Raw genomic sequence first — 25,089 nt, 5'->3', positions numbered from 1 at the left:
TTGTAGTCCTCAAAGTGCATCGTCGAATGTTGTTTTTGTTGTTCGAAGCCTGAGTCGGTGGTCTAGGGTCGTCGGCCCTCCTCTTCACGCAACAGCGCCTGCAAGGTGTCGAGCCGGGCACTGTCGAAGGCAGCGACAGTCCCCTGTTCAAACACCCGGCGCGCCAGCCCGGTCAGCACCGCACCGGGCGGCAGTTCGATCTGTAAACGTACGCCGCGCTCGTAAGCGCTTTGCACGGTGCCGCGCCAGTCCACCACGCGGCACATGTTGAAGGCGAGATCGTCGCGCAGCGCTTCTACCTGGGTCACAGGCCTGGCGCGACTGCCGCTCAGGTAAGCGATTTTTGGTGATTTCAGTTCAACCCTGGTGAACGCTTCGGCGAGGGTTTGCGCGGGTTCATCCAGCAACGGGCAGTGCGACGGCACGCTGACCGCCAGCCGTTTTGCCAGACCGGCGCCACGAGCGCGTGCCAACTCGGCGACCGCTTGCATCGCCTTGTCGCTGCCGGCAATCACCACCTGGTTATCGGCGTTGATGTTGGCCAGGTATACCGGCGTTTCTGCGCCATGCACCTGCGCCAGCAGCGTTTCGACGGTGGATAATTGCAGGCCGATGATCGCGGTCATGCCGAAGCCCTGTGGATAAGCCTGCTGCATCAGCTCGCCGCGCAGGCTGACCAGATGCAGCGCATCGCTGAAGCTCAAGGCTCCGGCAACCACCGCTGCCGGGTAGGCACCGATGGACAGGCCGGCGACGTAGTCCGCTGTGAGTCCGTCCTGCAACAATCGCCGCGAGGCTGCGACCCCTGCGATCAACAGACAGAGCTGAACCGCCCGCGTGCTGCGCAACGCTTCGCTGGAATCCAACTGCAAGACATCTTCACCGAGGCTGTCGCTGGCCTCGATCAGCGTTTCCCGAGGCAAACGCTGAAGCATGCCGGGCTGTTGCGCGCCCTGACCGGGAAACACCAGCAGACTGCTCACGCTGCCTGCTCCTGCGGGTTCCACGGATCAGACACCAGACAGGCTTCACGGGCATTTTTCAACAGCACCCGCGAAGCGTTCCCGGCCCATTCGCGCAGGGCGACGGCACCGAACGGCGTCTGCAATTGCAGATCGACCCGGCAGATCGCCTGTTCAAAATACGCCACCAGTTTGCGCGCCTGGTTACGGGTGATGAGTTGCGGTGTACGCAGAATCAAGTCGAGATCGCTGCGCTCGTGCATTGCCGTAAATCCACTGGCCAGCTCAAACCCGACACTGCCACTGACACCCCAGGTCCAACCGCAATCATCGAGCACCGGCCGCAATTGCCGCAGCGCCTGCATGACCGGCAGATCACGCGCGCTCTCGACCTGACAAAGCGCTTCCGGGCTGACCCGGCAAGCAATCGAATCGACAGACATAAACGCCGCCAGCCGCTGCTCGCGAAACCGACCGCGCACGCCCACCGCCACGCATCCGTCTTCACTCAACGCCCGCCGCACCACCACCGGTTGCCCGGCAGCCAGCGAATCAATCGCCCACTGCGGCGCATCCGCCGGCAACTGCGCCGGCGTCATGCCCCACAGCAGGTCGTGGGCCAGAGGCGTGTTCACCACTGCGCCCTCAGCAATTCACGCACGCGGCTGGAGGCTTCGCGATTTTTCGCGCCGAGACGATTGCTCAAATCAGTCGCCGCAATATCGCTGATCGCTTGCTTCAAGCATTCGCTGACCCGCGCCTGATCCTCCGCCGTCGGCTGTTCGATCTGCTGCACCGACAGGGTTTCCCAGAGCAATCCGAGGCTGGCGTAGCTGTCGATGTCATAGGCCATCGGCGGCACGCTGGACGCCAGGGCTTCCAGTTCTTCGACGCTGCGCAACGTCACCCGCGCCGCCGACGCCTTGCCCATCGCATGCACCATCACCCCCGGATCACGCAGAGCGATCAAGCGGTTGGCCTGGTAGCCGTGAGCCAGAAACGCCCCGGACATGGCCTTGCCCACCAGCAGCGCAATCACCGGGTGCCCGGCCAGCCGCGCACGGGCATAAGCGTGCGCCGCACCGGCCAAAGCCTGATGAATGCCGAGGGCTTCTTCGCGGCGACCGTAGGCCTGGCTCGGCACATCGACGATGGCGATCAAGGGACGCTTTTGCGATTTGTCTTGGTCGGCGGTGATCGCGTCATCCACAGCCTTGGCCAGACCCCAGCCTTCGAGCAATCCGACTTCGCCGTTGCGGGCGCGAGGGAAACGGTTTTGCGGATCGGCGACCACCGCGATCAAGCGCCCGAGTGCCCCGTCAGCGACCTTCAGCGATGGCGGCAAACCTTCAACCGCATTCGCACCAGCGCTCAAGGCGTTGAACCAGTTCAAACCGCGCACGGAATAACCACTCATGAGCGCTCTCCTTGATACAGATCGCGAACCACCGAAGGCTCGATTTGCTTGTCAGTGTCCAGGCTCGTCAGGCGTTGCAGGAACCACTCGGCCCGTTGACTGCGCGGTTGCGCTGGCAGGCCCTGTTGCAGCAACTCGCCGACCTGCCCGCGAATCTGCGCCACGTCATCGGCGACATAGCGATCCACCAGGCCGCTGGCAAACCGTTGCTCGCCACCGGTCAGGCTCCAGATGAAGGGCCGGTCGCGGGAGTCGTATTCCTCGATCCCGGCTTCCTGCTCGATCACCTGCGGGCCGTTCAGGCCGAGGCGTGCTTCCTGGGTCACCAGCAGATAGCTGCATAGCGCGGCGGCAATCGACATCCCGCCAAAGCAACCGACGCTGCCGGCCACCACGCCAACCACCGGTTGGTGCTGCTGCAGATCGACAATCGCCGCGTGGATGTCGGCAATCGCCGCCAAGCCGAGGTTGGCTTCCTGCAAGCGCACGCCGCCGGTTTCCAGCAGCAGGATGGCGCGGGTCGGGATGCCTTTGCGGTTATCTTCGGCGGCCAGCTCCAGCGCGCCGGCGATTTTTGCGCCGCCGACTTCACCGAGGCTGCCGCCCTGAAACGCGCCTTCGATGGCGGCGATCACCACCGGTAAACCGTCGAGGCTGCCCTTGGCGATCACCACGCCGTCATCGGCTTGCGGCACCACGCCCTGACGCTCCAACCATGGCGACATGACGCGCTGGAACGGGTCGAGCAGTTCGCGGAAGGTGCCGGTGTCGAGCAAGGCTTTCGCCCGCTGCCGTGCGCCGAGTTCGACGAACGAATGTTTGTGTAGAAGCGCTGAGGTGTCAGTCATGGCCGATCTCCTCGAAGCCTTGTTCCAGGCGCAGACGCACCACGCCCGGGGTCGCGCCGAAGTCGTGGATATCGATGGCCATCGCCGGTGGCGTGGTGCCGCCGAACATCCGCGCAAACAGATGCTGCCAACGCTGCTGCGCGCCGTTGACCGAGGTCTGCACATTGATCGTCAGCTTGCCGGCCAGGCCCGGTTCGATCAGCACCTCCAGATCGCCCGAGCCGACACAACCGACCAGCGCCCGACCGCGCGGCGGCTGCCCGGCGGGGAATTCAAAGGATAAGGTTTCCATCAAAACGCTCCCTGAAGGATGCCGTCGCGCTCGATTCGATCAAGCAGCAGAGTGGCGGCGAGCAAGTCGGCGGCGCCACCGGGCGAGGCATTCAATGCGATGAGTTGTTGATCCAGTTCGTGCAGGCGACGGCGACCGGTGAGGCTGGCGCTGCCGCCGGCGTCGAGCACTGCCTGGGCGCCGTGCTGCATGGCGTGCAGGCCCTGTTCGCCGGCGCGGTACAGCACGCAGGTGTCGGCGAGGTCGGTCATGATTGCGAGCAACGCATCGAGCCGGGCGTTCTGTTCGCCATGGCCGGCGGCGCGGCTGCGTTGGAGCTGCGGCAGGCCGCGTTGCACCACCGACGGGAAGCCAAGTTGCGCTTCTTCCCGGGCACCGCGAGCGCCGTAGCGTTGAGCGACCTGTGCGCCGTGGCTCAGCGGGCGCGGCGCATAACGGTCATCGAGCAACGCCAAACGCGCAGCGCGCAGGGTGACGGCGCCAGCGCTGGTGGACTTCATATCCAGCGCAGCAGCTGTGACCAACAGGCCCAACGCCCAGATCGCCCCGCGATGGGTGTTCACACCGTGGGTGGTGGCGAGCATCGCTTGCTCGCCTTCCCGGCCGATGCGGCCGATCGCTTCGCGCAGCGGCAAGCCGATCTCGCCGAACTCGAGCGCGGCTTCGGCCATTTCCTTGAACGCCGGCCACAGCGCCAGCGCCGAGGCGTGCATCAATCCCAAATGCAGATCGGTGTGCGCACCGTTGCCGCGCCGGTCGACCAGCGCCGGTTTCGGCGACAGGTCGGCTTCGTCGATCAGCGCGTCCACCGCCAGATCCGCCAGCCGTTCCGCGAGGGTGATGGTTTTCGGTTGCAGGTTGAGTGCGTGCATTACCAGCTCCTGAACTTGGCGGGCGGGTTGTAGAGGCCGCCGGACCACTCGACCAGATCGGCCACGCTCTTCGCCGCGAGCAGTTCGCGGGTGGCGTCGGTGCGACGGATGCCGAGGTCTTCGGGCAAGGCGATCAGGCCTTCGCGGCGCATGCGTTCGGTGTCTTTCGGGTTATGGCGCAGGCCGATGGCGGTGACGCCAGCGACCGCAGCGATCATCGCCTGACGCTCTTCCAGCGAGCGCGCCTTGTACAGGTAGGCGATGCCTTCTTCGGTGAGCAGGTGAGTGACGTCGTCGCCGTAGATCATGATCGGCGCCAGCGGCATCCCGCTTTTCTTCGCCACCTCTACCGCGTCGAGGGTTTCGACGAAGGTCGGTTTGCCGCCCTCCTGGAACGTCTCGACCATCTGCACCACAAGTTTCTTGCCGCGTTCGAGCATCGGTTGCTGCGAGTCGTCGTGGCGCATGTCGAGCCACGCCGGGGTGCCGTGACGGCGACCGCGCGGATCGTGACCCATGTTCGGTGCGCCACCGAAACCGGCGAGGCGGCCTCGGGTGACGGTGGAGGAATGGCCGTCGCCATCGACCTGCAGGGTCGCGCCGATGAACAGGTCCACCGCGTACTGCCCGGCCAGTTGGCAGAACATCCGGTTGGAACGCAGCGAGCCGTCGCGGCCGGTGAAGAACACATCGGGCCGGGCGGCGATGTAGTTTTCCATGCCCAGTTCGGTGCCAAAGCAATGCACGCTTTCGACCCAGCCGCTTTCAATCGCCGGGATCAACGTCGGGTGCGGGTTGAGCGTCCAGTTGCGGCAGATCTTGCCCTTGAGGCCGAGGGATTCGCCGTAGGTCGGCAGGATCAGTTCGATGGCGGCGGTGTTGAAACCGATGCCGTGGTTCAGCGACTGCACGTTGTGTTTTTCGTAGATCCCGCGGATCGCCATCATCGCCATCAGCACGTGCACAGGCTTGATGTGCCGGGGGTCGCGCGTGAACAGCGGTTCGATGTAGAACGGCTTGTCCGCCACCACCACGAAATCCACCCACGATGCCGGAATATCCACACGAGGCAGTTCGCTGACGTCGTCCACCAGTTGATTGACCTGGACGATGACGATGCCGTCGCTGAACGCTGCCGGCTCAATCAGCGCCGGGGTGTCTTCGGTGCTCGGGCCGGTGTATATGTTGCCGGCACGGTCGGCCATGAACCCGGCCGAGAGCACGACGTTGGGGATCAGGTCCACCACCAGCCGGGCGTAGAGTTCGATGTAGGTGTGGATCGCGCCGATCTCCAGTAGACCGTCTTCGAGCAACTGGCTGATGCGCAGGCTCTGGGTACCGGCGAAGGAGAAATCGAGCTTGCGGGCGATGCCGCGTTCGAACAGGTCCAGATGCTCGGAGCGACCGACGCTGGGCATGATCATGTGCAGGTCGTGGAGCTTTTCCGGATCGGCCTTGGCCAGGGCGCGGGAAAGGAAATCCGCCTGCTTCTGGTTATTGCCCTCCAGCACCACACGGTCGCCCGGATGGATCAGCGCTTCGAGTGCCGCGACGATTTTGTCGGTAGGCAACACCGCACCGTCGGCCAGCCCGCGCACCTTGTCGAGGCGCCGCTGCTTCTCGTCACGCCGCCGCGTCCAGCGCGAGTCGGGGGAAATGGTTGTTGTCATGCTCACTCCACGGGGTTCGCTGTTGTGGAGCTACCTTAGGAGTGTCGGGTGGGGGCATCAATCAAGCGCGGTGGTGAATCATTACGGTCAGCGTAATGATCAAGAGCTGCCCTCACCCTAGCCCTCTCCCGGAGGGAGAGGGGACTGACCGTGGGATCTTAGCGAGATGCACCGAAATGAACGATTTGCTCTGAATCCATAATCAACTCGGTGGCTCAGGTCGATGGATGATCCAAGACACCTCGGTCGGCCCCCTCTCCCTCCGGGAGAGGGCTGGGGTGAGGGGGAAACGGGGCAACTCAAAATTCAAGCGAACTCAAACCAGCCCCGCATCCACCAACAACGTCTCCAATGCCAACAAATCCGGCACCTTCGCCACCTGCTCCCCGACCTGCACCGCCGCCTGCTCCAGCGCACACAGCGGCACGTCGACATAACTCAACTGGCTGTCGAGCTTGTACGAGCGCGGAATCCCCTGCACCAGCAGCGCGATGAACTTCAACTCCGGCCGCCCGCCGAGGGCATTGAGGATGACGATCCGCGCCCGTTCGCCAATGACGATCTTGTTGCCGCACGCCGACTCGAAACTCAGCAGCGGAATCTGCCGTTCACGCCAGGTCACCCGACCGAGATACCACGGTGGCGTGTCGAGGTCGAAGGCGCTGGACTGGTAGTCGATCAGCTCGGCGACGGCGACGTTGGGCAGGATCAGGTTGCGATCCGCCAGCGGCAGCAACAGCCCGGTGAGCTGACTGGCGCGTTGATTGTGCTGGCGTTCATGCATGTTTTTTGCTCCACAGGGCGATGCTTTCGAGCAGCACCGATTCCTGGTACGGCTTGCCGAGGTAGTCGTTGACGCCGATGGCCATCGCGCGGTCGCGGTGTTTCTGGCCGGTGCGCGAGGTGATCATGATGATCGGCAGGTGTTGCAGGCGTTCGTCGTGGCGCACCTGGGTCGCCACTTCGAAGCCGTCCATGCGCGGCATTTCGATGTCGAGCAGCATCAGGTCCGGCATGTGTTCTTCCAGCAGCAGCATCGCATCGACCCCGTCCTTGGCGGTCAGCACGTTCATGCCGTGGCGTTCGAGCAGACGGCTGGTGACCTTGCGCACCGTCACCGAATCGTCGACCACCATCACCAGCAACGGCTTGTGCGGTTCGCTCTCGATATCATGACTGGCCGGACGCTGCGGCAACCGCGCCTGCATCGCGCGGATCGGCGCCAGCAGGTCGAGAATCAGCACCACCCGGCCATCGCCGAGGATCGTCGCCCCGGACACGCCCTGCACCGACGCGAACTGCGGACCGAGGCTCTTGACCACGATCTCGCGGGTGCCGGCCATCGTGTCGACCTGCACCGCGATGTGCCGGTCGTTGCACTGCACCAGCAAGACCGGCACCGGCAGGCTCTGGCCTGACAGTTTTGGCCGTGGCGCGGTTTTCAGCAGCTCGCCCAGGTAGCACAGTTCATAACGCTGGCCGCCGTATTGATAACTCGGCGGATCGAGACGGAAATGCCCGTCCAGTTCATTCGGCAGCACGCGGACAATGCCGTCGATGGTGTTCAGCGGAATCGCGTATTGATCCTCACAGCACTGCACCATCAACGCACGGTTGACCGACACGGTGAACGGCAGGCGAATGCGGAAGTGCACGCCCTGCCCCGGCACCGAATCGATGCTCATGCTGCCGCCCAGTTGCCGGACTTCTTCGTGCACCACGTCCATGCCCACGCCGCGCCCGGAAATCTGGGTGATTTTCTCGGCCGTGGAAAAACCTGGCTGGAGGATGAACTGCAACACCTCGCGGTCGCTGATCTCGGCGTCCGGCGCCAGCAGGCCGCGCTTGATCGCCTTGCGCCGCACGGCGTCCAGCGGCACGCCGGCGCCGTCATCGCGGATGTCGAACACGATGTCGCCGCCCTCGCGGGACAGGTCGAGGCTGATCTGCCCTTGCGCCGGTTTGCCCGCCGCCAACCGGACTTCGGCGGACTCCAGACCATGGTCGACGGCATTACGCAACATGTGCTCCAGCGGTGCGGCCATGCGTTCGAGGACATTGCGGTCCATCTCGCCTTCGGCGTTGCCGACGCTGAACGCCACGTCCTTGCCCAGTTCTTCCGCGACCTGGCGCACGATGCGCTTCAGACGCGGCAACATGCGCTCGAACGGCACCATGCGCGTGCGCATCAGGCCTTCCTGCAACTCGGTGTTGATCCGCCCCTGCTGCTGCAACAGGTTCTCGGCGTCGTGGGTGCTCCGGTCGAGGGTTTCCTTCAAGTCCAGCAAGTCGGAAGCGGACTCGAACAGCGCTCGTGACAGTTGCTGCAACTGCGAATGACGGTCCATTTCCAGCGGGTCGAAATCTTCGTAGCCGAGGCGCTCGGCATCCACTTGCTGACGGCTGAGGATCCGCCCCTGGGTTTCGGTGTCGAGCCGGCGCAACTGGTCGCGCATGCGTTCGATGGTGGTTTCCATCTCGTGCAGGGCGGTCTGCGCATCGCTGACCTGCTGCTCGATGCGCCCACGGAAAATCGAGGTTTCGCCGGCAAGGTTGACCAGTTCATCCAGCAGCTCGGCGGAGACCTTGACCATGTCCGCCCCGGCCTCGGGCGCCGGGGCGGCAGGCTCGGCCTTGACCGCAACCGGCGGCACGGGCGCCGGGGTCTGCACAACCAGCGGATGGCTGAAATTCTGGATCGCGCTGATCAGCCGATCCGCCGGAGGACACGGCTGACCGGCGCGCACCGCGTCGAGCATCTGCGCCAAGCGGTCCTGGCCGCGTTGCAACAACGCAAACAGTTCGGCGCTGCCTTGCAGGGTGCCGGCAGACAGACTTTCGTACAGGTTTTCCAGCTCATGAGCGAGGTCGCCGATCGGGCCGATTTCCACCATCCGCGCACCGCCCTTGAGGGTGTGCAGGTCGCGCAGCAGGGTTTCCACTTCCTGGCGATTGCCGGGTTCGGCCTGCCAGCGCAGCAGCGCGGCGCCGGAGTTTTCGATGATGTCGAAACCTTCTTCGAGGAAGATTTCCAGCAGCTCCGGATCGTGTCCGGGACCGTCCTGCGTGACGGAAGCTGTCGGTGTTTCGGGACTGGCGCTCGGGCCCTGGCGAAAGCGGCGGATCGCTTCGATCAGGTCCTGCGCCGGATCCAGCGTCTGGTGCCGGTGCAATTGTTCGAGGAACTGCGCCAGACGCTCGTGGCTCTGGCGCAACAACCGCCCCAGAGCTTCGCTGTGGCTGTAACGACGATCCACCAGTCCTTGATAAAGACCTTCCAGCTCATGGGCCAGATCGCCGACCGCTGCAACCTCGGCCATCCGCGCGCCGCCCTTGAGCGTGTGCAGGTCCCGTTGCAGCGACGACAGCGGTGCGCCGTTCTCAGGATCTTTCAGCCAGCGCTGCAAGGCTTGCCCGGCGCTGTCGAGAATGTCGACCGCCTCTTCGAGGAAGATCTCGACGATCTCGTCGTCCGGCCCGCTGTCGGCGCTGTGTTGTTGCAGTTCGGCGGTGGCGCTGCCCAGTTCACGGATGCTCAGGGTGCGGCTGCCATCGCTGCGGATCAGGCCCATGGCCGACGGATCGAGGCTCTCGTCGAGCAGTTCGTGCAAGGCGAGGATGCGCTGCGGTTGCGGGGTGATTTCCTGGCCGGCGGCCAGTTCGTCGAGCATGTTGATCAGCGCTTCGTGGGCCTGCTGCGCTTCATGGAAAAACCGCTCGCTGACCGCCAGGCTGCTTTCTTCGACCGCGCCGTACAGATCGAGCAAGGCTTCACACAGCACATCCACCGGCAGCAGATCCGCCAGGTGTGCGGCTTCGCCCAGGGTAGTCAGCTCATCCAGCAGCGCGCTGAGTTCCTGACGTTCGCCGGGGTGCTGCTGCCAGCGCTGCAAGAGGTTTTCGGCGTCGAGCAGGATGTCCATGCCCTGGGCCAGGAAGTTGTTGATCAGTTGCGGATCGCGCTTGACCCGCACCGCACTGCTCGGGGCATTGAGGATCGATTCCAGACGCTCGCCGAGCAGGGTTTCGGTGCGTTTGATCAGTGACTGCGCACCGACAATCGGCGCCAGTGGATCGTGTTTGAGCTGACGCAGACCGACACGGAACAGGCCCTCGGCTTCGAGCAGCAGTTCCACTTCATCCAGGTCCAGCGCCAGTTGATGGGCCTTGAATTCCCGGGCCAGTTTATCCAGCGGCGCCGCCAGTTCGGCAATCGGTGACACCCCCGCCATCGAGGCGCTGCCCTTGAGGGTGTGCAGGGCTCGCTGCAACTCGTCGCTGGCCTGCAACGGCACATGCTCGGCAGCCTGATCGAGAAAACGATTGAGGCTGGCGAGGTGGGTTTCGGCTTCGTTGCGGAAAATCTCCAGCAACAGCGGATCGAGGGCCGCGACGTCTTCCACGTCTTCGGCAGGCAGCGGTGTGTCGCCCTTGGCCAGCGCATGGGCGCGGGCCGCCAGTTGATCGACATCGTGGCGCTGACGCTGGCCATTGGTGGCGAATTCGGCGATCAGGTCCGGCAACAACAGCAGTGTGTCGGCCAGCAACTGGCGCACCGCCGGGCCGGGCTCGACACTGTTTTCCAGCACACGGTTGAGCAGGTTTTCCACCGCCCAGGCCAGCTCGCCGAGGACCAACGCCCGCACCATCCGGCCGCTGCCCTTGAGGGTGTGGAAGGCGCGGCGCAGCTCACTGAGGGCGGCGCGGTCATCAGGCTCGGCAGACCAGCGCGGCAGGTATTCGCTCAGCACCTCGAGCACTTCACCGGTCTCTTCCAGGAACACTTCACGCAGCTCGTCGTCCACCGGTTCTTCATCGGCCGGTGGCGGCAGCAGGCTGCCCGGCGTGGTCTGCGCCGGCGGGTTGACCGCTGACACCGGACTGGCCAGCACTTCGGCCAACGACTGCACGATCTGCGGGTCGTCCAGCTCCTGCAAATCCTGCATCACCAGCGCTTCGCTGGGGCTGAGCACATCATCGAGCACCGGCACATGCGGCTCGCCGGGCTCTTCATCAGGAAAGAAACCGAGACTGGCGAGGCTTTTCTGCGCGATATCCAGCAAGTGCTCGCTGGGTGCCTGCGGGTCGCCGCTCAGGCGCTCGAGGTAGTACTCGAGGCTGGTGATGGCGTCGGCGAGGCTGTCGAGTTGCTGCCAGCCCGGCTCGTGAGGGTCGAGCAACAGATGCTCGCGGATAAATCCATTGCAGGCTTCGAGCAGGCTTGCCGCCCGCGCCAGCGGAATCATCGCCAGCGCGCCGCGCACCTGGGTCAGCAGCGCCGGCAGGCTTTGCAGTTGCTGGCGATCCCAGTCGGCGTCGATGTAGTCGACGATCATGTCCTTGGCCTGTTGCAGGCAGATGCGCGCTTCCTTGATCACGATCTGATGGATCTGCGTCAGGTCGGTGGTCGGCAGCCGCGAGTCTTCCGGGCTCTCCGGCTCCACCGTGCCAACCATCCCGGCCAGGGTCGCTTCGACGTAGAGCAAGGCGCCGGCGACGTCCATCAGCGTAGCGTCGTTCGGTTCGCGCTGGCCTTGCGCGAGGCTGAGCACCACCGCCAGTTGATCGATGATCACCTTGCGCGGCTGGCCGAAACCGAGCACCGCCAAGGTGTCGGCGATCTGCCGCAGTGGCGCCAGCAGGCTGTCCAGATCCGAGGCGTGCTGACGGTCGCTGCGCACGAACAGGTCGAGGCGTTCCTTGACCCGCACCAGTTCTTCGCACAGCGCCGCGAGCACCGAGCGCATGGCATCGCGGTCGGGGCCGGCCAGGCGCGCGCGTTCTTCGTCGACCATCGCGCTGTCGGGCAGCGCGTCGTCCAGGGAGTAGCGATCTTTCATGGTCAGCATCTGCCCGGTGGGATGTTCGGCTTTGGCGATATAAAACAGCAGGCTTTTCAGCAGTTCAGGCGGTGGCGGCTGGTTGAGGCCGGGCATGCCCTGTTCGAGCAGGCGCTTGAGTTCCTTGTCGGCGTCCTTGAACAGGCTGCGCAGGGCCGGGCTGTTGGCGATTCGCCCTTCGCGCATGCCCTCGACCAGCGCCGAGGCGACCTGCCACAACGGGCTCAGCGGCGAGTTACCGCTGATTGCTTCAAGCCGGGTAAAGACTTTGGCCAGATAAGCGAGATGCGTCTGGTCATCCTGCTCGCGGAGCAGTCCGACCAGCGCCATTTGCAGCATCTGGCGCAATTTGCGCAGCACGTTCGGCAGCTCCGCCGGCTCCAACAGTGCCAGAGTTTCCTCGCCCAACGGCGCCAGTTCGGGCAACTGCGGGCTGAACAGGCTGGTTTCCGACAACCGGCTTTCGCCTCGGGCACTGCGCAAGTCGTTGATCAGCGGCAGCACCACCAGCGGCAGGTCACGGCGGGCGCCCTGCACGCGGTCGAGGTAGATCGGCAATTGGCCCAGCGCCTGCAGCAACAAGTGCAGCGCTTCGTCACGATGGCTGACGCGGTCGTTCTGCAACGCTTCGACCAGGTGTTCCATCTCTTCGGCCAGCAGCGCCGCGCCGTAGAACTCGACCATCTGCAGGCTGCCGTGCACCTGATGGATGCAGGCCAGGCACTCGCCCAGTCCCGGCACCGACTGCGGATCGTCGAGCACGGCTTCGATGGCCTGATGCGCCTGCCTCAGCGTCTCGGCGATTTCACCCTTGACCCATTCGAGGGCCACGTAGTCGTGCCGGTCACCCATAACCACTCCGCTCGACATGAACTCGCCCGCAGGCCTCACGCCTTGTCCGCGACGGGCGCAGGCGTCGTCGGCAAGGTGAACCCGGACACCGAGCGACGCAACTGGCTGGCCATTTTCGCCAGGTTGCCGATGCTCTCGGCGGTGGCCGTGGAACCGGACGAGGTCTGCGAGGTGATCTGCTGGATCACGTTCATCGTCAGGGAAATCTGCCCGGCCGAAGACGTCTGCTGCTGCGCCGCGTTGGAAATGCTCTGAATCAGCGCCGCAAGGGTCTTGGACACGCCTTCGATTTCTTCCAGGGCCACACCGGCATCCTGCGCCAGCCGCGCGCCGCGCACCACTTCGGTGGTGGTCTGCTCCATGGAAATCACGGCTTCGTTGGTGTCGGTCTGGATCGCCCGCACCAGCGTCTCGATCTGCCGGGTCGCGGCGGACGAGCGCTCGGCCAGCCGCTGCACTTCGTCGGCCACCACGGCAAAACCGCGCCCGGCATCACCGGCCATCGACGCCTGAATCGCGGCATTGAGGGCGAGGATGTTGGTCTGGTCGGCAATGTCATCGATCAGGCTGACGATGTCGCCGATTTCCTGGGACGACTCGCCCAGACGCTTGATGCGCTTGGCGGTGTCCTGGATCTGTTCGCGAATGTTGTCCATGCCGTGGATGGTGTTGTGCACCACCTCGTTGCCCTTGTTGGCGATCTCCACCGAACGTTCGGCCACTGCCGAGGATTCGGCGGCGTTGGCCGACACCTGATCGATGGACTGAGCCATGTCGCTGATCGCGGTCGAGGCTTCGGAAATCTGCTGGGCCTGATGCTCCGAGGCCTGGGCCAGGTGCATGGCGGTGGCCTGGGTTTCCTGCACCGCAGCGGCGACCTGGCCGGCGGTGAGGTTGATGGTGGCGACCAGATCGCGCAGTTGGTCGACGGAATAGTTGATCGAGTCGGCGATGGTTCCGGTGAAGTCTTCGGTCACCGAGGCAGTCACGGTCAGGTCGCCGTCGGCGAGGTCTTCGATCTCGTCGAGCAGGCGCATGATCGCGTTCTGGTTGCGCTCGTTCTTCTCGGCGGTCTCGCGTAACTGACGGTTGGTTTCCCGGACCATGACCATGCCGATCAGAATGATCGAGGCCAGCGCCAGCAGGCCCAGCACATAACCGCCGATGGTGTCGGTGCTGCGCCCGCCTGCCAGGTTTTCGAAACGGCTGGCCAGGTGCGAGGCTTCGTCGAGCAGGGTCTGCGACAGGCTGAAGATGTTGGTGGCCGACTCACGAACCTTGAACAGCTCCGGCGAGGTTTCTAGGATTTCATCCACCGAACCGGACACGAACTGGAACAGCTCGGAAATCTCGCTCAGACGCGCACGGGCGTCGCGGTCTTCGACCTGGCTGACTTTCAGCGCCGGGTTGCCTTGCAACATGCCATTGAGCACCTGACCGAAGCGCGCGGCATCGCGACCGAAGGCGTCGGCGGCCTGCTGGGAGTTTTCATCGCCCGACAGCACGGTGTTCACCGCACCGAGAATCCGTTCGGCCAGCAGCGACTGACGCTGGGCCATCGCCACCTGCGCCGCCGGGGCACCGCGTTGCAGGAGAATCTCGACGACTTTTTCGTATTCGATCTGCAACTGCGGCACGGTTTCGGCCAGGGTCGCGGCCACCTGATGCAGGGACAGCACGGTCTGTTCGCTGGAGAGAATCGCGTCGGTGTTTTTCAGCAGGCGTTCCCAGTCCAGCTGCACGGCGCGCATTTCCGGGCGCACGACGGACGGCGCCGGCGGCAGGCCGGTGGCCGGGTCGCCCTTCTTCAGGTAGCCCCAGCGCTGGGCAAAATCGTTGCGCGCATCGCTGAGCAGCTTGAACGCGGCAGCCTTGCCGGCGGCGGCTTCGGTGGCGTTCTTGGCGATCCGCTGCGACAGCACCCGCAGCTCGCCGGCGTGGCCGATGTACTGCTTGTCGTAGTTGGCCTGGGTGTTGAGGTAAGCGAAGTTGGCGAACAGCAGCATGATGAACACGATCAGTGCGATGAACAGCACGATGATCTGCGAGCGGCTGCGCGAGCCTTCTGCGGGCTTGCCTGTTTTTGCTTTGATCATCGGTCCTCGCCTGTTAAACCGCGACGTGCATGAAACTCGGTGACTGCGCCAGCGCAAACAGGCTGAACACCCGCCAGTTCTGCTCGCGCCGGAAATACCCTTTGACGAACTCGCCCTTGGAGCCTTGCCGTTTACGGATCGAGACGGGTTCGAAACTGTCCTGCTCGAAGTGCTGCAGGCCGAAGACCTCATCGACCAGCAACCCGGCAAACACATCCTGATGCTCTACCACCAATACCCGCCGCTGTTTGCGCATCTGTGACAGCTCATGGCCGAAAAAGCCGCACAGGTCCATGACCGGCAGCAGCCGTCCGCGCAGATTGGCCACGCCCTTGACCCAAGGCTTGACGCCCGGCAACTGGGTGACGCGCAGTTCAGGCAGCACTTCGCTGACTTCGCCCATCGGCGTGACGTACCAGTGCTCGCCCAGACGAAAGCCGATGCCGCTCCAGCGATCCTGGCGCGCCGGTTGCGACGGCAGGTCCGCCGCCAGCAGGCGACAGCGCTGGTCGATCTGCCACAACAGTTCGAACGCGGTCAGCGACTCGCTCATGGCGGCGCGATCAACCGGCCAGCACGTTGTTCAGGGTCTTGATCAGCGTGTCTTCGTCGACCGGTTTGGTCAGGTAGTCCCTGGCGCCCTGGCGGGTGCCCCAGACCTTGTCGGTCTCCTGATCCTTGGTGGTGATGATGATCACCGGGATGTGGCTGGTTTCCGCATCCTTGGTCAACTGACGGGTAGCCTGGAAGCCGTTGAGGCCGGGCATGACGATGTCCATCAGCACCGCATCGGGTTTTTCCTGACGGGCCAGGGCCACGCCGTCGGCGCCGTTTTCGGCTTTCAGCACTTCGTGCCCGTGCTTTTCCAGCATGCCGGTGAGTTTGTACATTTCGGTCGGCGAATCGTCGACGATCAGGATACGTGCCATGGTCTTCCCCATTTTTCTTGTCGACACCGGGCCCGCTGGCCGAGCGTCTCTGTGCGTGTCTTACTGCGGCAAAGCGGCAGCGAAGCCCGGAACATGGGCCGAAATCGCGTCGAGCAGTTCTTCCTTGCTGAAAGGCTTGGTCAAAAATTGATCGGAACCGACAATCCGCCCCTTGGCCTTGTCGAACAGCCCGTCCCGGGACGACAGCATGATCACCGGCGTGCCCTTGAACGCGTTGTTGTTCTTGATTAAAGCGCAGGTCTGATAACCATCCAGACGCGGCATCATGATGTCGACAAAGATGATTCCGGGATGGTGATCGGCGATCTTCGCCAGGGCGTCAAAACCGTCGATTGCGGTGATGACTTCGCACCCTGCATTTTTCAACAGGGTCTCGGCGGTGCGACGAATCGTTTTCGAGTCGTCGATCACCATGACCTTCAAGGCGCTGGACTGCTGTTCCATAAGGGGGCTCTACCGTCGCCTTTGCGAATCAATTTGTCCGTTTTGCGATGACTGATGGCTGGAAACCCTTGATGCTCAAGGGCAGGGGGCGTTCTCAGCTGGTTTCCCCTCCGCGCCGGGTCTGCTGTTGTGCAGGGCAAGGCGCGAGAAGCGTGGTTTGGTCGTTCCAAATAAGCTTCGAGCAACGCAGCCCTGCACAACAGCAGGCCCGGCCCTTCGGGTTGTGCCTAAAAACGGCCCAGGCTGCGTTGCAGGCCTTGGAAAGGGAATAACCATTCCCTGCGGCCCGCGCCTTGCCTGGGCCGTTTTTAGGCGACAACGCGGAGGGGAAACCAACTGAGAACGCCCCCTGGCACGATGGGAGCCTTTTTAGCACAGTCTCCAGACGCAATCTATCGACGGGTTTTTCCTTGACCGAAAACCCGCCCGGCGCCACTCTGGCGGCACTTTTTTCATACCGATCCGGTAGCCAATTTTCGAGGAAAACCCAATGAGCGTTCGCGTCGGGATTGTCATGGACCCTATCGCCAGCATTTCCTATAAAAAGGATAGCTCGCTGGCCATGCTGCTGGCGGCGCAAAAGCGCGGCTGGGTACTGTTCTATATGGAACAGAAAGACCTTTATCAGGGTGAAGGCCAGGCACGGGCGCGGATGAAGCCGCTGAAAGTCTTCGCCAACCCGGAAAAATGGTTCGAACTGGGCACCGAGCAGGATTCGCCGCTGAGCGACCTGAACGTGATCCTGATGCGCAAGGATCCGCCGTTCGACATGGAGTTCGTCTACTCCACCTACCTGCTCGAACAGGCCGAGTCCGCCGGCGTGCTGGTGGTCAACAAGCCGCAGAGCCTGCGCGACTGCAACGAAAAACTGTTCGCCACCCTGTTCCCGCAGTGCACGCCGCCGACTGTGGTCAGCCGCCGCGCCGACGTGCTGCGTGAGTTCGCCGCCAAACATGGCGACGTGATCCTCAAGCCGCTGGACGGCATGGGCGGCACCTCGATCTTCCGTCACCGCGCCGGCGATCCGAACCTGTCGGTGATCCTGGAAACCCTGACCGCCCTCGGCGCCCAGCAGATCATGGGCCAGGCCTACCTGCCGGCGATCAAGGACGGTGACAAGCGCATCCTGATGATCGACGGCGAGCCGGTGGATTACTGCCTGGCGCGGATTCCGGCCCAGGGCGAAACCCGTGGCAACCTCGCGGCCGGCGGCCGTGGCGAAGCCCGTCCGTTGACCGACAAGGATCGCTGGATCGCCGCTCAGGTCGGCCCGACCTTGCGCGCGAAGGGCCTGCTGTTCGTCGGCCTGGACGTGATCGGCGAGCACCTGACCGAAATCAACGTCACCAGCCCGACCTGCATCCGCGAAATCGACAATGCCTTCGGCACCGACATCGGCGGGATGCTGATGGATGCGATCGAGAAAAAGCTGCAAGCTTGATGTGCATCACATGCAGCCTGTCGCTTGATGCTTGAAGCTAAAGGCGTGAAACCAACATTGCGTTATCATGCGCGGCCTGTGAAAAACGCGATGTTGGTTTTCTTGTCATGACACTTCCGTCCGATCTGCCCGCTGAACTCGCCCATAAAGGCGTGCGCCCGGTCGATCGCCTCGGATTTACCCTGTTTCTCGCGGCGCTGATCCATCTGGCGCTGCTGCTCGGCGTGGGTTTCACCATGGTCGAGCCCAAGCAGATCAGCAAAACCCTGGAAATCACCCTCGCCACCTTCAAGAGCGAAAAGAAGCCGGCGAAGGCCGATTTCCTCGCCCAGGAAAACCAGGAAGGCAGCGGCACCCTCGACAAGAAGGCGATCCCCAAGACCACCGAGGTCGCGCCGTTCCAGGCAAACGAAGTCAAGAAAGTCACCCCGCCGCCCGCCGCCAAGCCGGAAGTGCAGGAAGCCGCACCCAAAGCAGCAGTGACGACCGTCGCGCCGAAACCGAAAAAGGCGCCGACCAAGAAAGAAGAAGCCAAGACCGAGACCAAACCGACGGTCGACGCCCCGACCTTCGACAGCTCGCAGCTCTCCAGCGACATCGCCAGCCTCGAAGCCGAACTGGCCAACGAACAACAGCTGTATGCCAAGCGCCCACGCATCCACCGCCTCAGCGCCGCGTCGACCATGCGCGACAAGGGCGCCTGGTACAAGGACGAGTGGCGCAAGAAGGTCGAGCGCATCGGCAACCTCAATTACCCCGACGAAGCCCGGCGCAAGCAGATCTACGGCAATCTGCGCCTGATGGTGTCGATCAACCGCGACGGCTCGCTGTATGAAGTGCTGGTGCTGGAGTCCTCCGGCCAGCCGCTGCTGGATCAGGCAGCACAACGCATCGTGCGACTGGCAGCCCCGTTTGCACCGTTTACCGGGGACCTGTCGGACATCGACCGACTGGAAATCATCCGCACCTGGAAATTCGCCCGGGGCGACCGGCTGTCCAGTAACTGAGTCGATCTTTTGCCCGCTCCAGCTTGTCAGTTCGCCCCCCGAACGCCACACTAGCGCACATGAAAAACGTCAGCCCCAGCTACCTCAAGCATCACTTCCTGATCGCCATGCCACACATGGCCGACCCGAACTTTGCCCACACCTTGACCTACATCGTCGAGCACACGGCCAATGGCGCCATGGGGCTGGTGGTCAACCGACCGCAAGAGCTGAATCTGGCCGACATCCTCGAACAACTGCGCCCGGACATCGATCCGCCAGCGCTGTGCCAGCACGTGCCGATCTTCATCGGCGGCCCGGTGCAGACCGATCGCGGTTTTGTCCTTCACCCGGCGGGCAAGACTTTCCAGGCGACCGTCGAGCTGGAGGGCGATCTGGCCCTGTCCACCTCGCAGGACGTGCTGTTCGCCATCGCCGACGGCGTGGGCCCGGCGAAAAGCGTGATCACCCTCGGTTACGCCGGCTGGGAAGCCGGTCAGCTGGAGGCCGAACTGGCCGACAACGCCTGGCTGACCTGCCCGTACGACGCCGACATCCTGTTCAACACCAGCAGTGAACTGCGCCTGGAAGCGGCGGCCAGGCACCTGGGGATCAACCTCAGCCTGCTGACCAGCCAGGCAGGACACGCCTGATGGCCCTGCGCCTGATCCTCGGCTTCGACTACGGCACCAAACAGATCGGCGTGGCGGTCGGCCAGGTGATTACCGGCCAGGCCCGCGAACTGTGCACCTTGAAGGCGCAGAACGGTGTACCGGACTGGAATCAGGTCGAAGCCCTGATAAAGGAATGGAAACCCGACGCCGTGGTGGTCGGCCTGCCCCTGAACATGGACGGTACGCCCAGCGAGATGTGCGCCCGCGCCGAGAAATTCGCCCGTCGCCTCAATGGCCGCTTCAACCTGCCTTTCTATACCCACGACGAACGCCTGACGACCTTCGAAGCCAAGGGCGAACGACTGGTGCGCGGCGGACAGAAAGGCAGCTACCGCGATAACCCGGTGGACGCCATCGCCGCCGCCCTGCTGTTGCAAGGCTGGCTCGACGAAAACACCGCACTATTTGAATCCTGACAAGCGCTACGGCGCTTTTCTTTTGGTTACAACCCGAGCCCCGGTTCGCGAGAACCGGCTCGACCCCGAGAAGGAGCAACCATGAGCCTGCCCAATCCCGCCGATCTGATCAGCCAGATGGCGACCCGCCTCAAGGCGCACCTTGCCCAGCGTAATATCAGCGAACCGCGTTACATCGGCATCCGCACCGGCGGCGTCTGGGTCGCCCAGGCCCTGCTCGCAGAGCTGGGTAGCGACGCGCCATTGGGCACGCTGGATGTTTCCTTCTACCGCGACGACTTCAGCCAGAACGGCCTGCACCCGCAGGTGCGCCCGTCCGCCCTGCCCTTCGAAATCGAAGGCCAGCATCTGGTGCTGATCGACGACGTACTGATGAGCGGCCGGACCATCCGCGCCGCCATGAACGAACTGTTCGACTACGGCCGCCCGGCCAGCGTGACGCTGGTCTGCCTGCTGGACCTGGATGCCGGCGAACTGCCGATCCGCCCGAACGTGGTCGGCGCGACCCTGTCGCTGGCCGCCCACGAGCGGGTCAAGCTGTCCGGGCCGGAGCTGGCCCTCGAACTGCAAGACCTTGCCCTTTAATCCGCCCTATTGAGAGTCCCCCTCGCGATGACGCCTCTAGATACCAAGCGCCCGCTGCAGCTCAATGATCAGGGCCAGCTGCGCCACTTCCTCTCGCTCGACGGCCTGCGCCGCGAGTTGCTGACGGAAATCCTCGACACCGCCGACTCGTTCCTCGAAGTCGGTGCCCGGGCCGTGAAGAAGGTTCCGTTGCTGCGCGGCAAGACCGTGTGCAACGTGTTCTTCGAAAACTCGACCCGCACCCGTACCACCTTCGAACTGGCGGCCCAGCGCCTGTCGGCGGACGTGATCACCCTGAACGTGTCGACCTCTTCGGCCAGCAAGGGCGAAACCCTGCTCGACACCCTGCGCAACCTCGAGGCCATGGCCGCCGACATGTTCGTCGTGCGCCACGGTGACTCGGGCGCCGCGCACTTCATCGCCGAACATGTCTGCCCGCAAGTGGCGATCATCAACGGCGGCGACGGCCGGCACGCGCACCCGACCCAGGGCATGCTCGACATGCTGACCATCCGCCGTCACAAGGGCGGTTTCGAGAACCTCTCGGTGGCCATCGTCGGCGACATCCTGCACTCGCGGGTGGCGCGCTCGAACATGCTCGCCCTGAAGACCCTCGGCTGCCCGGATATCCGCGTGATCGCACCGAAGACCCTGCTGCCGATCGGCATCGAGCAATACGGTGTGAAGGTCTACACCGACATGACCGAAGGCCTGAAAGACGTCGACGTGGTGATCATGCTGCGCCTGCAGCGTGAGCGCATGACTGGCGGTCTGCTGCCGAGCGAAGGCGAGTTCTATCGCCTGTTCGGCCTGACCACCGCGCGCCTGGCCGGCGCCAAGCCCGATTGCATCGTCATGCACCCGGGGCCGATCAACCGCGGCGTGGAGATCGAGTCGGCGGTGGCCGACGGCCCGCACTCGGTGATCCTCAATCAAGTCACCTACGGCATCGCAATCCGTATGGCCGTGCTGTCGATGGCCATGAGCGGACAGACTGCCCAGCGCCAATTCGAGCAGGAGAACGCCCAGTGAAGCTCAGCATTCTCGGCGCCCGCGTCATCGATCCAAGCAGCGGCCTGGATCAAATCACCGATATTCACGTTGAAGCCTGCAAGATCGTCGCCCTCGGCGCTGCACCGGCCGGTTTCACCGCCGTCGAAACCATCGACGCCCAAGGCCTTGTTGCCGCTCCGGGATTGGTCGACCTCAACGTCGCCCTGCGCGAGCCGGGCTACAGCCGCAAAGGCACCATCGCCAGCGAAACCCGCGCTGCGGCGGCCGGCGGCGTGACCAGCCTGTGCTGCCCGCCGAAAACCAGACCGGTGCTCGACACCTCCGCCGTGGCCGAGCTGATCCTCGACCGCGCCCGCGAGGCCGGCAACACCAAGGTGTTCCCGATCGGGGCGCTGAGCAAAGGTCTGGATGGCGAGCAGCTTGCAGAACTCGTTGCCCTGCGCGACGCCGGTTGCGTGGCGTTCGGCAACGGCCTGGAAAGCTTCCGCAACACCCGCACCCTGTGCCGGGCGCTGGATTACGCGGCGACCTTCGACCTGACGGTGATTTTCAACTCGCAGGATCACGACCTGGCCGACGGCGGCCTGGCCCACGAAGGCGCCACCGCCAGTTTCCTCGGCCTGCCGGGCATCCCGGAAACCGCTGAAACCGTGGCCCTGGCCCGGGATCTGCTGCTGGTCGAGCAGACCGGCGTGCGTGCGCACTTCAGCCAGCTGACCAGCGCTCGCGGCGTGGCCCTGATCGCTCAGGCCCAGGCCCGTGGTTTGAAAGTCACGGCGGATGTCGCCCTGTATCAGCTGATCCTCACGGACGAAGCGCTGATCGACTTCAGCAGCCTGTATCACGTGCAACCGCCGCTGCGCACCCGTGTGGATCGCGACGGTCTGCGTGAAGCGGTGAAGTCCGGCGTGGTCTCGGCCATCTCCAGCCATCACCAGCCCCACGAGCGCGATGCCAAACTGGCACCGTTCGGCGCGACCGAGCCGGGCATCAGCAGCGTCGAACTGCTGCTGCCGCTGGCAATGACCCTGGTCGAGGATGGCCTGCTGGACCTGTCGACCCTGCTGGCCCGCCTGAGCACCGGCCCGGCCGAAGCCCTGCGCCTGCCGGCGGGCAAACTGGCGGTGGGTGGCGCGGCGGATATCGTGCTGTTCGATCCGAAGGCTTCGACCGTTGCCGGCGAAACCTGGCTGTCGAAGGGCGAGAACTGCCCGTTCCTCGGCCATAGCCTGCCAGGTGTTGTGCGTTACACGCTGGTGGATGGCCGGATCAGCCATCAGGCGTAAAAAAAATGGCGAGGGAGCCAGCTCCCTCGCCATCACTTACTGAAAGGCGCCGCGCCCTTCGGCATTACGCACGGACACCTGATCGTTCAGCGTCCAGAAGTCATACAGCACCCCCAGAAAGAACAACCCGCCGGTCAGCAGATACACCACCCCGCTGATCCACTTGCCCTGATACATCCGGTGCACGCCGAGCGCGCCGAGGAAGGTCAGGAGAATCCATGCCACGTTGTACTCGATCGGGCCCGCGGCGAAACGCAGGTCGGCTTCGCGATCCATCGCCGGGATCAGGAACACGTCGATCAGCCAGCCGATCCCCAGCAACCCGAAAGTGAAAAACCAGATCGTGCCGGTCACCGGCTTGCCGTAATAGAAGCGGTGTGAGCCTGTGAAACCGAAAATCCACAACAGGTAACCGATCACCTTGCTATGGGTGTCTTTTTCCTTCACACGGGGCAGCTGATAGCCGTTCATTAAGACCTCGATACACGCGATAGATAAATATTCTTTAATTCTTTGTGACTTTTTTACAGGTAGCCGACGTATGGCAAATGCTACCGTGTGTCCCGTCAAAGCCTTATAGCACCGGACTTCTGTCCGACAATTGCGTCTTTTTGCCGCTTATTTGGTTCCGTTGGCACCCGATTGAATCGACCAACGGCCTCGGAAGTGACAAAAAAGCTGTTATAAAGTTGCGCGCTAACACACCAAGAGCCCTGCCTAATGCGTCCATTTTTCAAGACATGGCTAACCATTTGCCTATTAATGCCACTGGCCGCCCACGCCACCAATCGTGAGCAACGTCTTCCCAACGTTAACGGTTTCACCCCTAAATCCCATGCCTCTGCTCCTTCGAACAAAGGCAAACAGGTCAAACACACCACGCTGAGCAGCACCGGCCGCAGCAAGCTGGTGCCACCGATGGCGACCAAGGAAAGCAGTAACGTCCTGAGTCGCGCGGTAAACGTCCTCGGTACGCCATACCGTTGGGGCGGCAGCAGCCCGAGTAAAGGCTTCGACTGCAGCGGTCTGGTGAAGTATGCGTTCAACGACGCCACGTTCGACCTGCCACGCACCTCGAACGCCATGGCCAGCGGTCACGGCGAGAAAGTCGAACGCAAGGACCTGAAGCCGGGCGACCTGATTTTCTTCAACATCAAGAGCCGTCGGGTCAATCACGTTGCCATCTACCTGGGCAACGACCGTTTCATCCATGCGCCACGGCGCGGCAAAGCGGTGAGCATCGACACACTGAACAAGCCGTACTGGGAAAAGCATTACGTGGTGGCCAAACGCGTATTGCCGAAAGAATCGGGGCAGATGCGCGTCGTTCAGCGCTGATTGTTCAGGTAAAAAAACGCAGCCCACGGGCTGCGTTTTTTTTGCCTAAAAGTTATCCGGCGTGCGCGCCTTCTCCCGCGCATGTTCGCGGCTGATCAAGCCTTTGGTCACCAGATCCTTCAGGCACATGTCGAGTGTCTGCATCCCCAGCGAGCCGCCGGTCTGTATCGCCGAATACATCTGCGCCACCTTGTCCTCGCGGATCAGGTTACGGATCGCCGAAGTGCCCAGCATGATCTCGTGCGCCGCCACCCGACCACCGCCGATCTTCTTGATCAGCGTCTGCGACACCACCGCCAGCAACGACTCCGAGAGCATCGAGCGCACCATGGATTTTTCGTCCCCGGGGAACACGTCCACCACCCGGTCGATAGTCTTGGCTGCCGAAGTAGTGTGCAAGGTGCCGAACACCAAGTGCCCGGTCTCGGCCGCCGTCAGCGCCAGGCGAATGGTTTCCAGATCGCGCATCTCGCCCACCAGGATCACGTCCGGGTCTTCGCGCAATGCCGAACGCAATGCGGTGGCGAAGCTACGGGTATCGCGATGGACTTCGCGCTGATTGATCAGGCATTTGCGCGATTCGTGGACAAATTCGATCGGATCTTCAATGGTCAGGATGTGGTGATGGCGATGGGTGTTGAGGTAATCGATCATTGCCGCCAGCGTCGTGGACTTGCCGGAGCCGGTCGGCCCGGTCACCAGCACCAGCCCGCGTGGCGCATCGGTGATCTTGCGAAAGACGTCGCCCATGGCGAGGTCTTCCATACTCAGCACTTTCGACGGAATGGTCCGGAACACCGCGCCAGCGCCACGGTTCTGGTTGAAGGCATTGACCCGGAAGCGCGCCACGCCGGGGACTTCGAAGGAAAAGTCGGTTTCCAGATGTTTCTCGAAGTCCACCCGCTGGGTGTCGTTCATGATGTCGTAGATCAGCTCGTGCACCTGTTTGTGATCCAGCGCCGGCAGATTGATCCGCCGCACATCGCCATCCACGCGGATCATCGGCGGCAGACCGGCCGACAGGTGCAGGTCGGAAGCGCCCTGTTTGGCGCTGAAGGCCAGCAGTTCAGTGATATCCATAGCGTCCCTCAATTCCAGTAGAATGC

The 25,089-nt window shown here is 63.4% G+C and carries 23 protein-coding genes; 8 read left to right on the top strand and 15 right to left on the bottom strand.

Annotated features, from left to right (window positions below; translation table 11 throughout):
* Positions 1-62: 62 nt before the first annotated feature.
* From mdcH to pilG, 13 genes are all read right to left on the bottom strand, one after another.
* A complete protein-coding gene (mdcH, locus tag ACODTD_RS18735) occupies positions 63-983 on the bottom strand; it encodes a malonate decarboxylase subunit epsilon (protein ID WP_221615972.1) in 921 nt (306 codons plus the stop codon).
* Positions 980-1,600, bottom strand: a complete 621-nt coding sequence (locus ACODTD_RS18730; protein WP_011336355.1) for a malonate decarboxylase holo-ACP synthase — start codon at positions 1,598-1,600, stop codon at positions 980-982. Before ACODTD_RS18730 ends, mdcH begins: the two co-directional genes overlap by 4 nt.
* The gene (gene mdcE, locus ACODTD_RS18725) at positions 1,594-2,379 is read right to left on the bottom strand and encodes a biotin-independent malonate decarboxylase subunit gamma (protein ID WP_221615970.1); all 786 of its coding nucleotides are present in this window, start codon (positions 2,377-2,379) and stop codon (positions 1,594-1,596) included. The genes ACODTD_RS18730 and mdcE overlap by 7 nt, the downstream gene beginning before the upstream one ends.
* Positions 2,376-3,227 carry a biotin-independent malonate decarboxylase subunit beta gene (locus tag ACODTD_RS18720; RefSeq protein WP_201816605.1) on the bottom strand — a complete coding sequence of 284 codons (852 nt, stop codon included), beginning with the start codon at positions 3,225-3,227 and terminating at the stop codon, positions 2,376-2,378. The genes mdcE and ACODTD_RS18720 overlap by 4 nt, the downstream gene beginning before the upstream one ends.
* Positions 3,220-3,519: a malonate decarboxylase subunit delta gene (locus ACODTD_RS18715; protein WP_201816608.1), complete on the bottom strand. Its 300-nt coding sequence runs from the start codon at positions 3,517-3,519 to the stop codon at positions 3,220-3,222. The genes ACODTD_RS18720 and ACODTD_RS18715 overlap by 8 nt, the downstream gene beginning before the upstream one ends.
* Positions 3,519-4,391 (bottom strand): triphosphoribosyl-dephospho-CoA synthase, encoded by an 873-nt coding sequence (locus ACODTD_RS18710; RefSeq protein WP_201816611.1) that lies wholly within the window; start codon positions 4,389-4,391, stop codon positions 3,519-3,521. Before ACODTD_RS18710 ends, ACODTD_RS18715 begins: the two co-directional genes overlap by 1 nt.
* Positions 4,391-6,061, bottom strand: a complete 1,671-nt coding sequence (mdcA, locus tag ACODTD_RS18705; protein WP_011336360.1) for a malonate decarboxylase subunit alpha — start codon at positions 6,059-6,061, stop codon at positions 4,391-4,393. The genes ACODTD_RS18710 and mdcA overlap by 1 nt, the downstream gene beginning before the upstream one ends.
* A 316-nt stretch (positions 6,062-6,377) precedes the next feature.
* Entirely contained in the window at positions 6,378-6,845 is a 468-nt protein-coding gene (locus tag ACODTD_RS18700) for a chemotaxis protein CheW (RefSeq protein ID WP_064600064.1), read from the bottom strand.
* Entirely contained in the window at positions 6,838-12,753 is a 5,916-nt protein-coding gene (locus ACODTD_RS18695) for an Hpt domain-containing protein (protein ID WP_489105090.1), read from the bottom strand. Before ACODTD_RS18695 ends, ACODTD_RS18700 begins: the two co-directional genes overlap by 8 nt.
* Before the next feature lie 35 nt (positions 12,754-12,788).
* Positions 12,789-14,849 (bottom strand): methyl-accepting chemotaxis protein, encoded by a 2,061-nt coding sequence (locus ACODTD_RS18690; protein ID WP_011336363.1) that lies wholly within the window; start codon positions 14,847-14,849, stop codon positions 12,789-12,791.
* Between the two features lie 13 nt (positions 14,850-14,862).
* Positions 14,863-15,402, bottom strand: a complete 540-nt coding sequence (locus ACODTD_RS18685; RefSeq protein ID WP_489105089.1) for a chemotaxis protein CheW — start codon at positions 15,400-15,402, stop codon at positions 14,863-14,865.
* Between the two features lie 10 nt (positions 15,403-15,412).
* Positions 15,413-15,778 carry a twitching motility response regulator PilH gene (pilH, locus tag ACODTD_RS18680; RefSeq protein ID WP_011336365.1) on the bottom strand — a complete coding sequence of 122 codons (366 nt, stop codon included), beginning with the start codon at positions 15,776-15,778 and terminating at the stop codon, positions 15,413-15,415.
* A 60-nt stretch (positions 15,779-15,838) separates the two neighbouring features.
* On the bottom strand, positions 15,839-16,243 hold the full coding sequence (pilG, locus tag ACODTD_RS18675) for a twitching motility response regulator PilG (RefSeq protein ID WP_007953330.1): 405 nt from the start codon (positions 16,241-16,243) through the stop codon (positions 15,839-15,841).
* Positions 16,244-16,733: 490 nt separating this feature from the next.
* Here pilG and gshB point away from each other — a divergent pair, with 490 nt between their 5' ends.
* From gshB to ACODTD_RS18640, 7 genes are all read left to right on the top strand, one after another.
* On the top strand, positions 16,734-17,684 hold the full coding sequence (gshB, locus tag ACODTD_RS18670; RefSeq protein WP_011336366.1) for a glutathione synthase: 951 nt from the start codon (positions 16,734-16,736) through the stop codon (positions 17,682-17,684).
* Between the two features lie 107 nt (positions 17,685-17,791).
* On the top strand, positions 17,792-18,691 hold the full coding sequence (locus ACODTD_RS18665) for an energy transducer TonB (RefSeq protein ID WP_011336367.1): 900 nt from the start codon (positions 17,792-17,794) through the stop codon (positions 18,689-18,691).
* Positions 18,692-18,750: 59 nt separating this feature from the next.
* Positions 18,751-19,323 (top strand): YqgE/AlgH family protein, encoded by a 573-nt coding sequence (locus ACODTD_RS18660; protein ID WP_011336368.1) that lies wholly within the window; start codon positions 18,751-18,753, stop codon positions 19,321-19,323.
* Positions 19,323-19,760: a Holliday junction resolvase RuvX gene (gene ruvX / locus ACODTD_RS18655; RefSeq protein WP_007953334.1), complete on the top strand. Its 438-nt coding sequence runs from the start codon at positions 19,323-19,325 to the stop codon at positions 19,758-19,760. Before ACODTD_RS18660 ends, ruvX begins: the two co-directional genes overlap by 1 nt.
* A gap of 81 nt (positions 19,761-19,841) precedes the next feature.
* Entirely contained in the window at positions 19,842-20,345 is a 504-nt protein-coding gene (gene pyrR, locus ACODTD_RS18650; protein ID WP_011336369.1) for a bifunctional pyr operon transcriptional regulator/uracil phosphoribosyltransferase PyrR, read from the top strand.
* 27 nt (positions 20,346-20,372) lie between these two features.
* Positions 20,373-21,377 (top strand): aspartate carbamoyltransferase catalytic subunit, encoded by a 1,005-nt coding sequence (locus tag ACODTD_RS18645; protein ID WP_007913665.1) that lies wholly within the window; start codon positions 20,373-20,375, stop codon positions 21,375-21,377.
* Positions 21,374-22,645: a dihydroorotase gene (locus ACODTD_RS18640; RefSeq protein ID WP_285354350.1), complete on the top strand. Its 1,272-nt coding sequence runs from the start codon at positions 21,374-21,376 to the stop codon at positions 22,643-22,645. The genes ACODTD_RS18645 and ACODTD_RS18640 overlap by 4 nt, the downstream gene beginning before the upstream one ends.
* Before the next feature lie 36 nt (positions 22,646-22,681).
* Here the strand turns inward: ACODTD_RS18640 and ACODTD_RS18635 are convergent, their stop codons facing one another.
* Entirely contained in the window at positions 22,682-23,116 is a 435-nt protein-coding gene (locus ACODTD_RS18635) for an NINE protein (RefSeq protein ID WP_007953343.1), read from the bottom strand.
* Positions 23,117-23,365: 249 nt separating this feature from the next.
* Here ACODTD_RS18635 and ACODTD_RS18630 point away from each other — a divergent pair, with 249 nt between their 5' ends.
* Entirely contained in the window at positions 23,366-23,983 is a 618-nt protein-coding gene (locus tag ACODTD_RS18630; protein WP_108563468.1) for a C40 family peptidase, read from the top strand.
* Positions 23,984-24,028: 45 nt separating this feature from the next.
* Here ACODTD_RS18630 and ACODTD_RS18625 read toward each other — a convergent pair whose 3' ends face one another.
* On the bottom strand, positions 24,029-25,063 hold the full coding sequence (locus tag ACODTD_RS18625) for a type IV pilus twitching motility protein PilT (RefSeq protein WP_007953348.1): 1,035 nt from the start codon (positions 25,061-25,063) through the stop codon (positions 24,029-24,031).
* Positions 25,064-25,089 lie beyond the last annotated feature (26 nt).

The organism is Pseudomonas sp. FG35 (assembly GCF_057809295.1).
The sequence above is the reverse complement of the archived record's forward strand: the minus strand, read 5'-3'. Positions and strand labels throughout refer to the sequence as shown.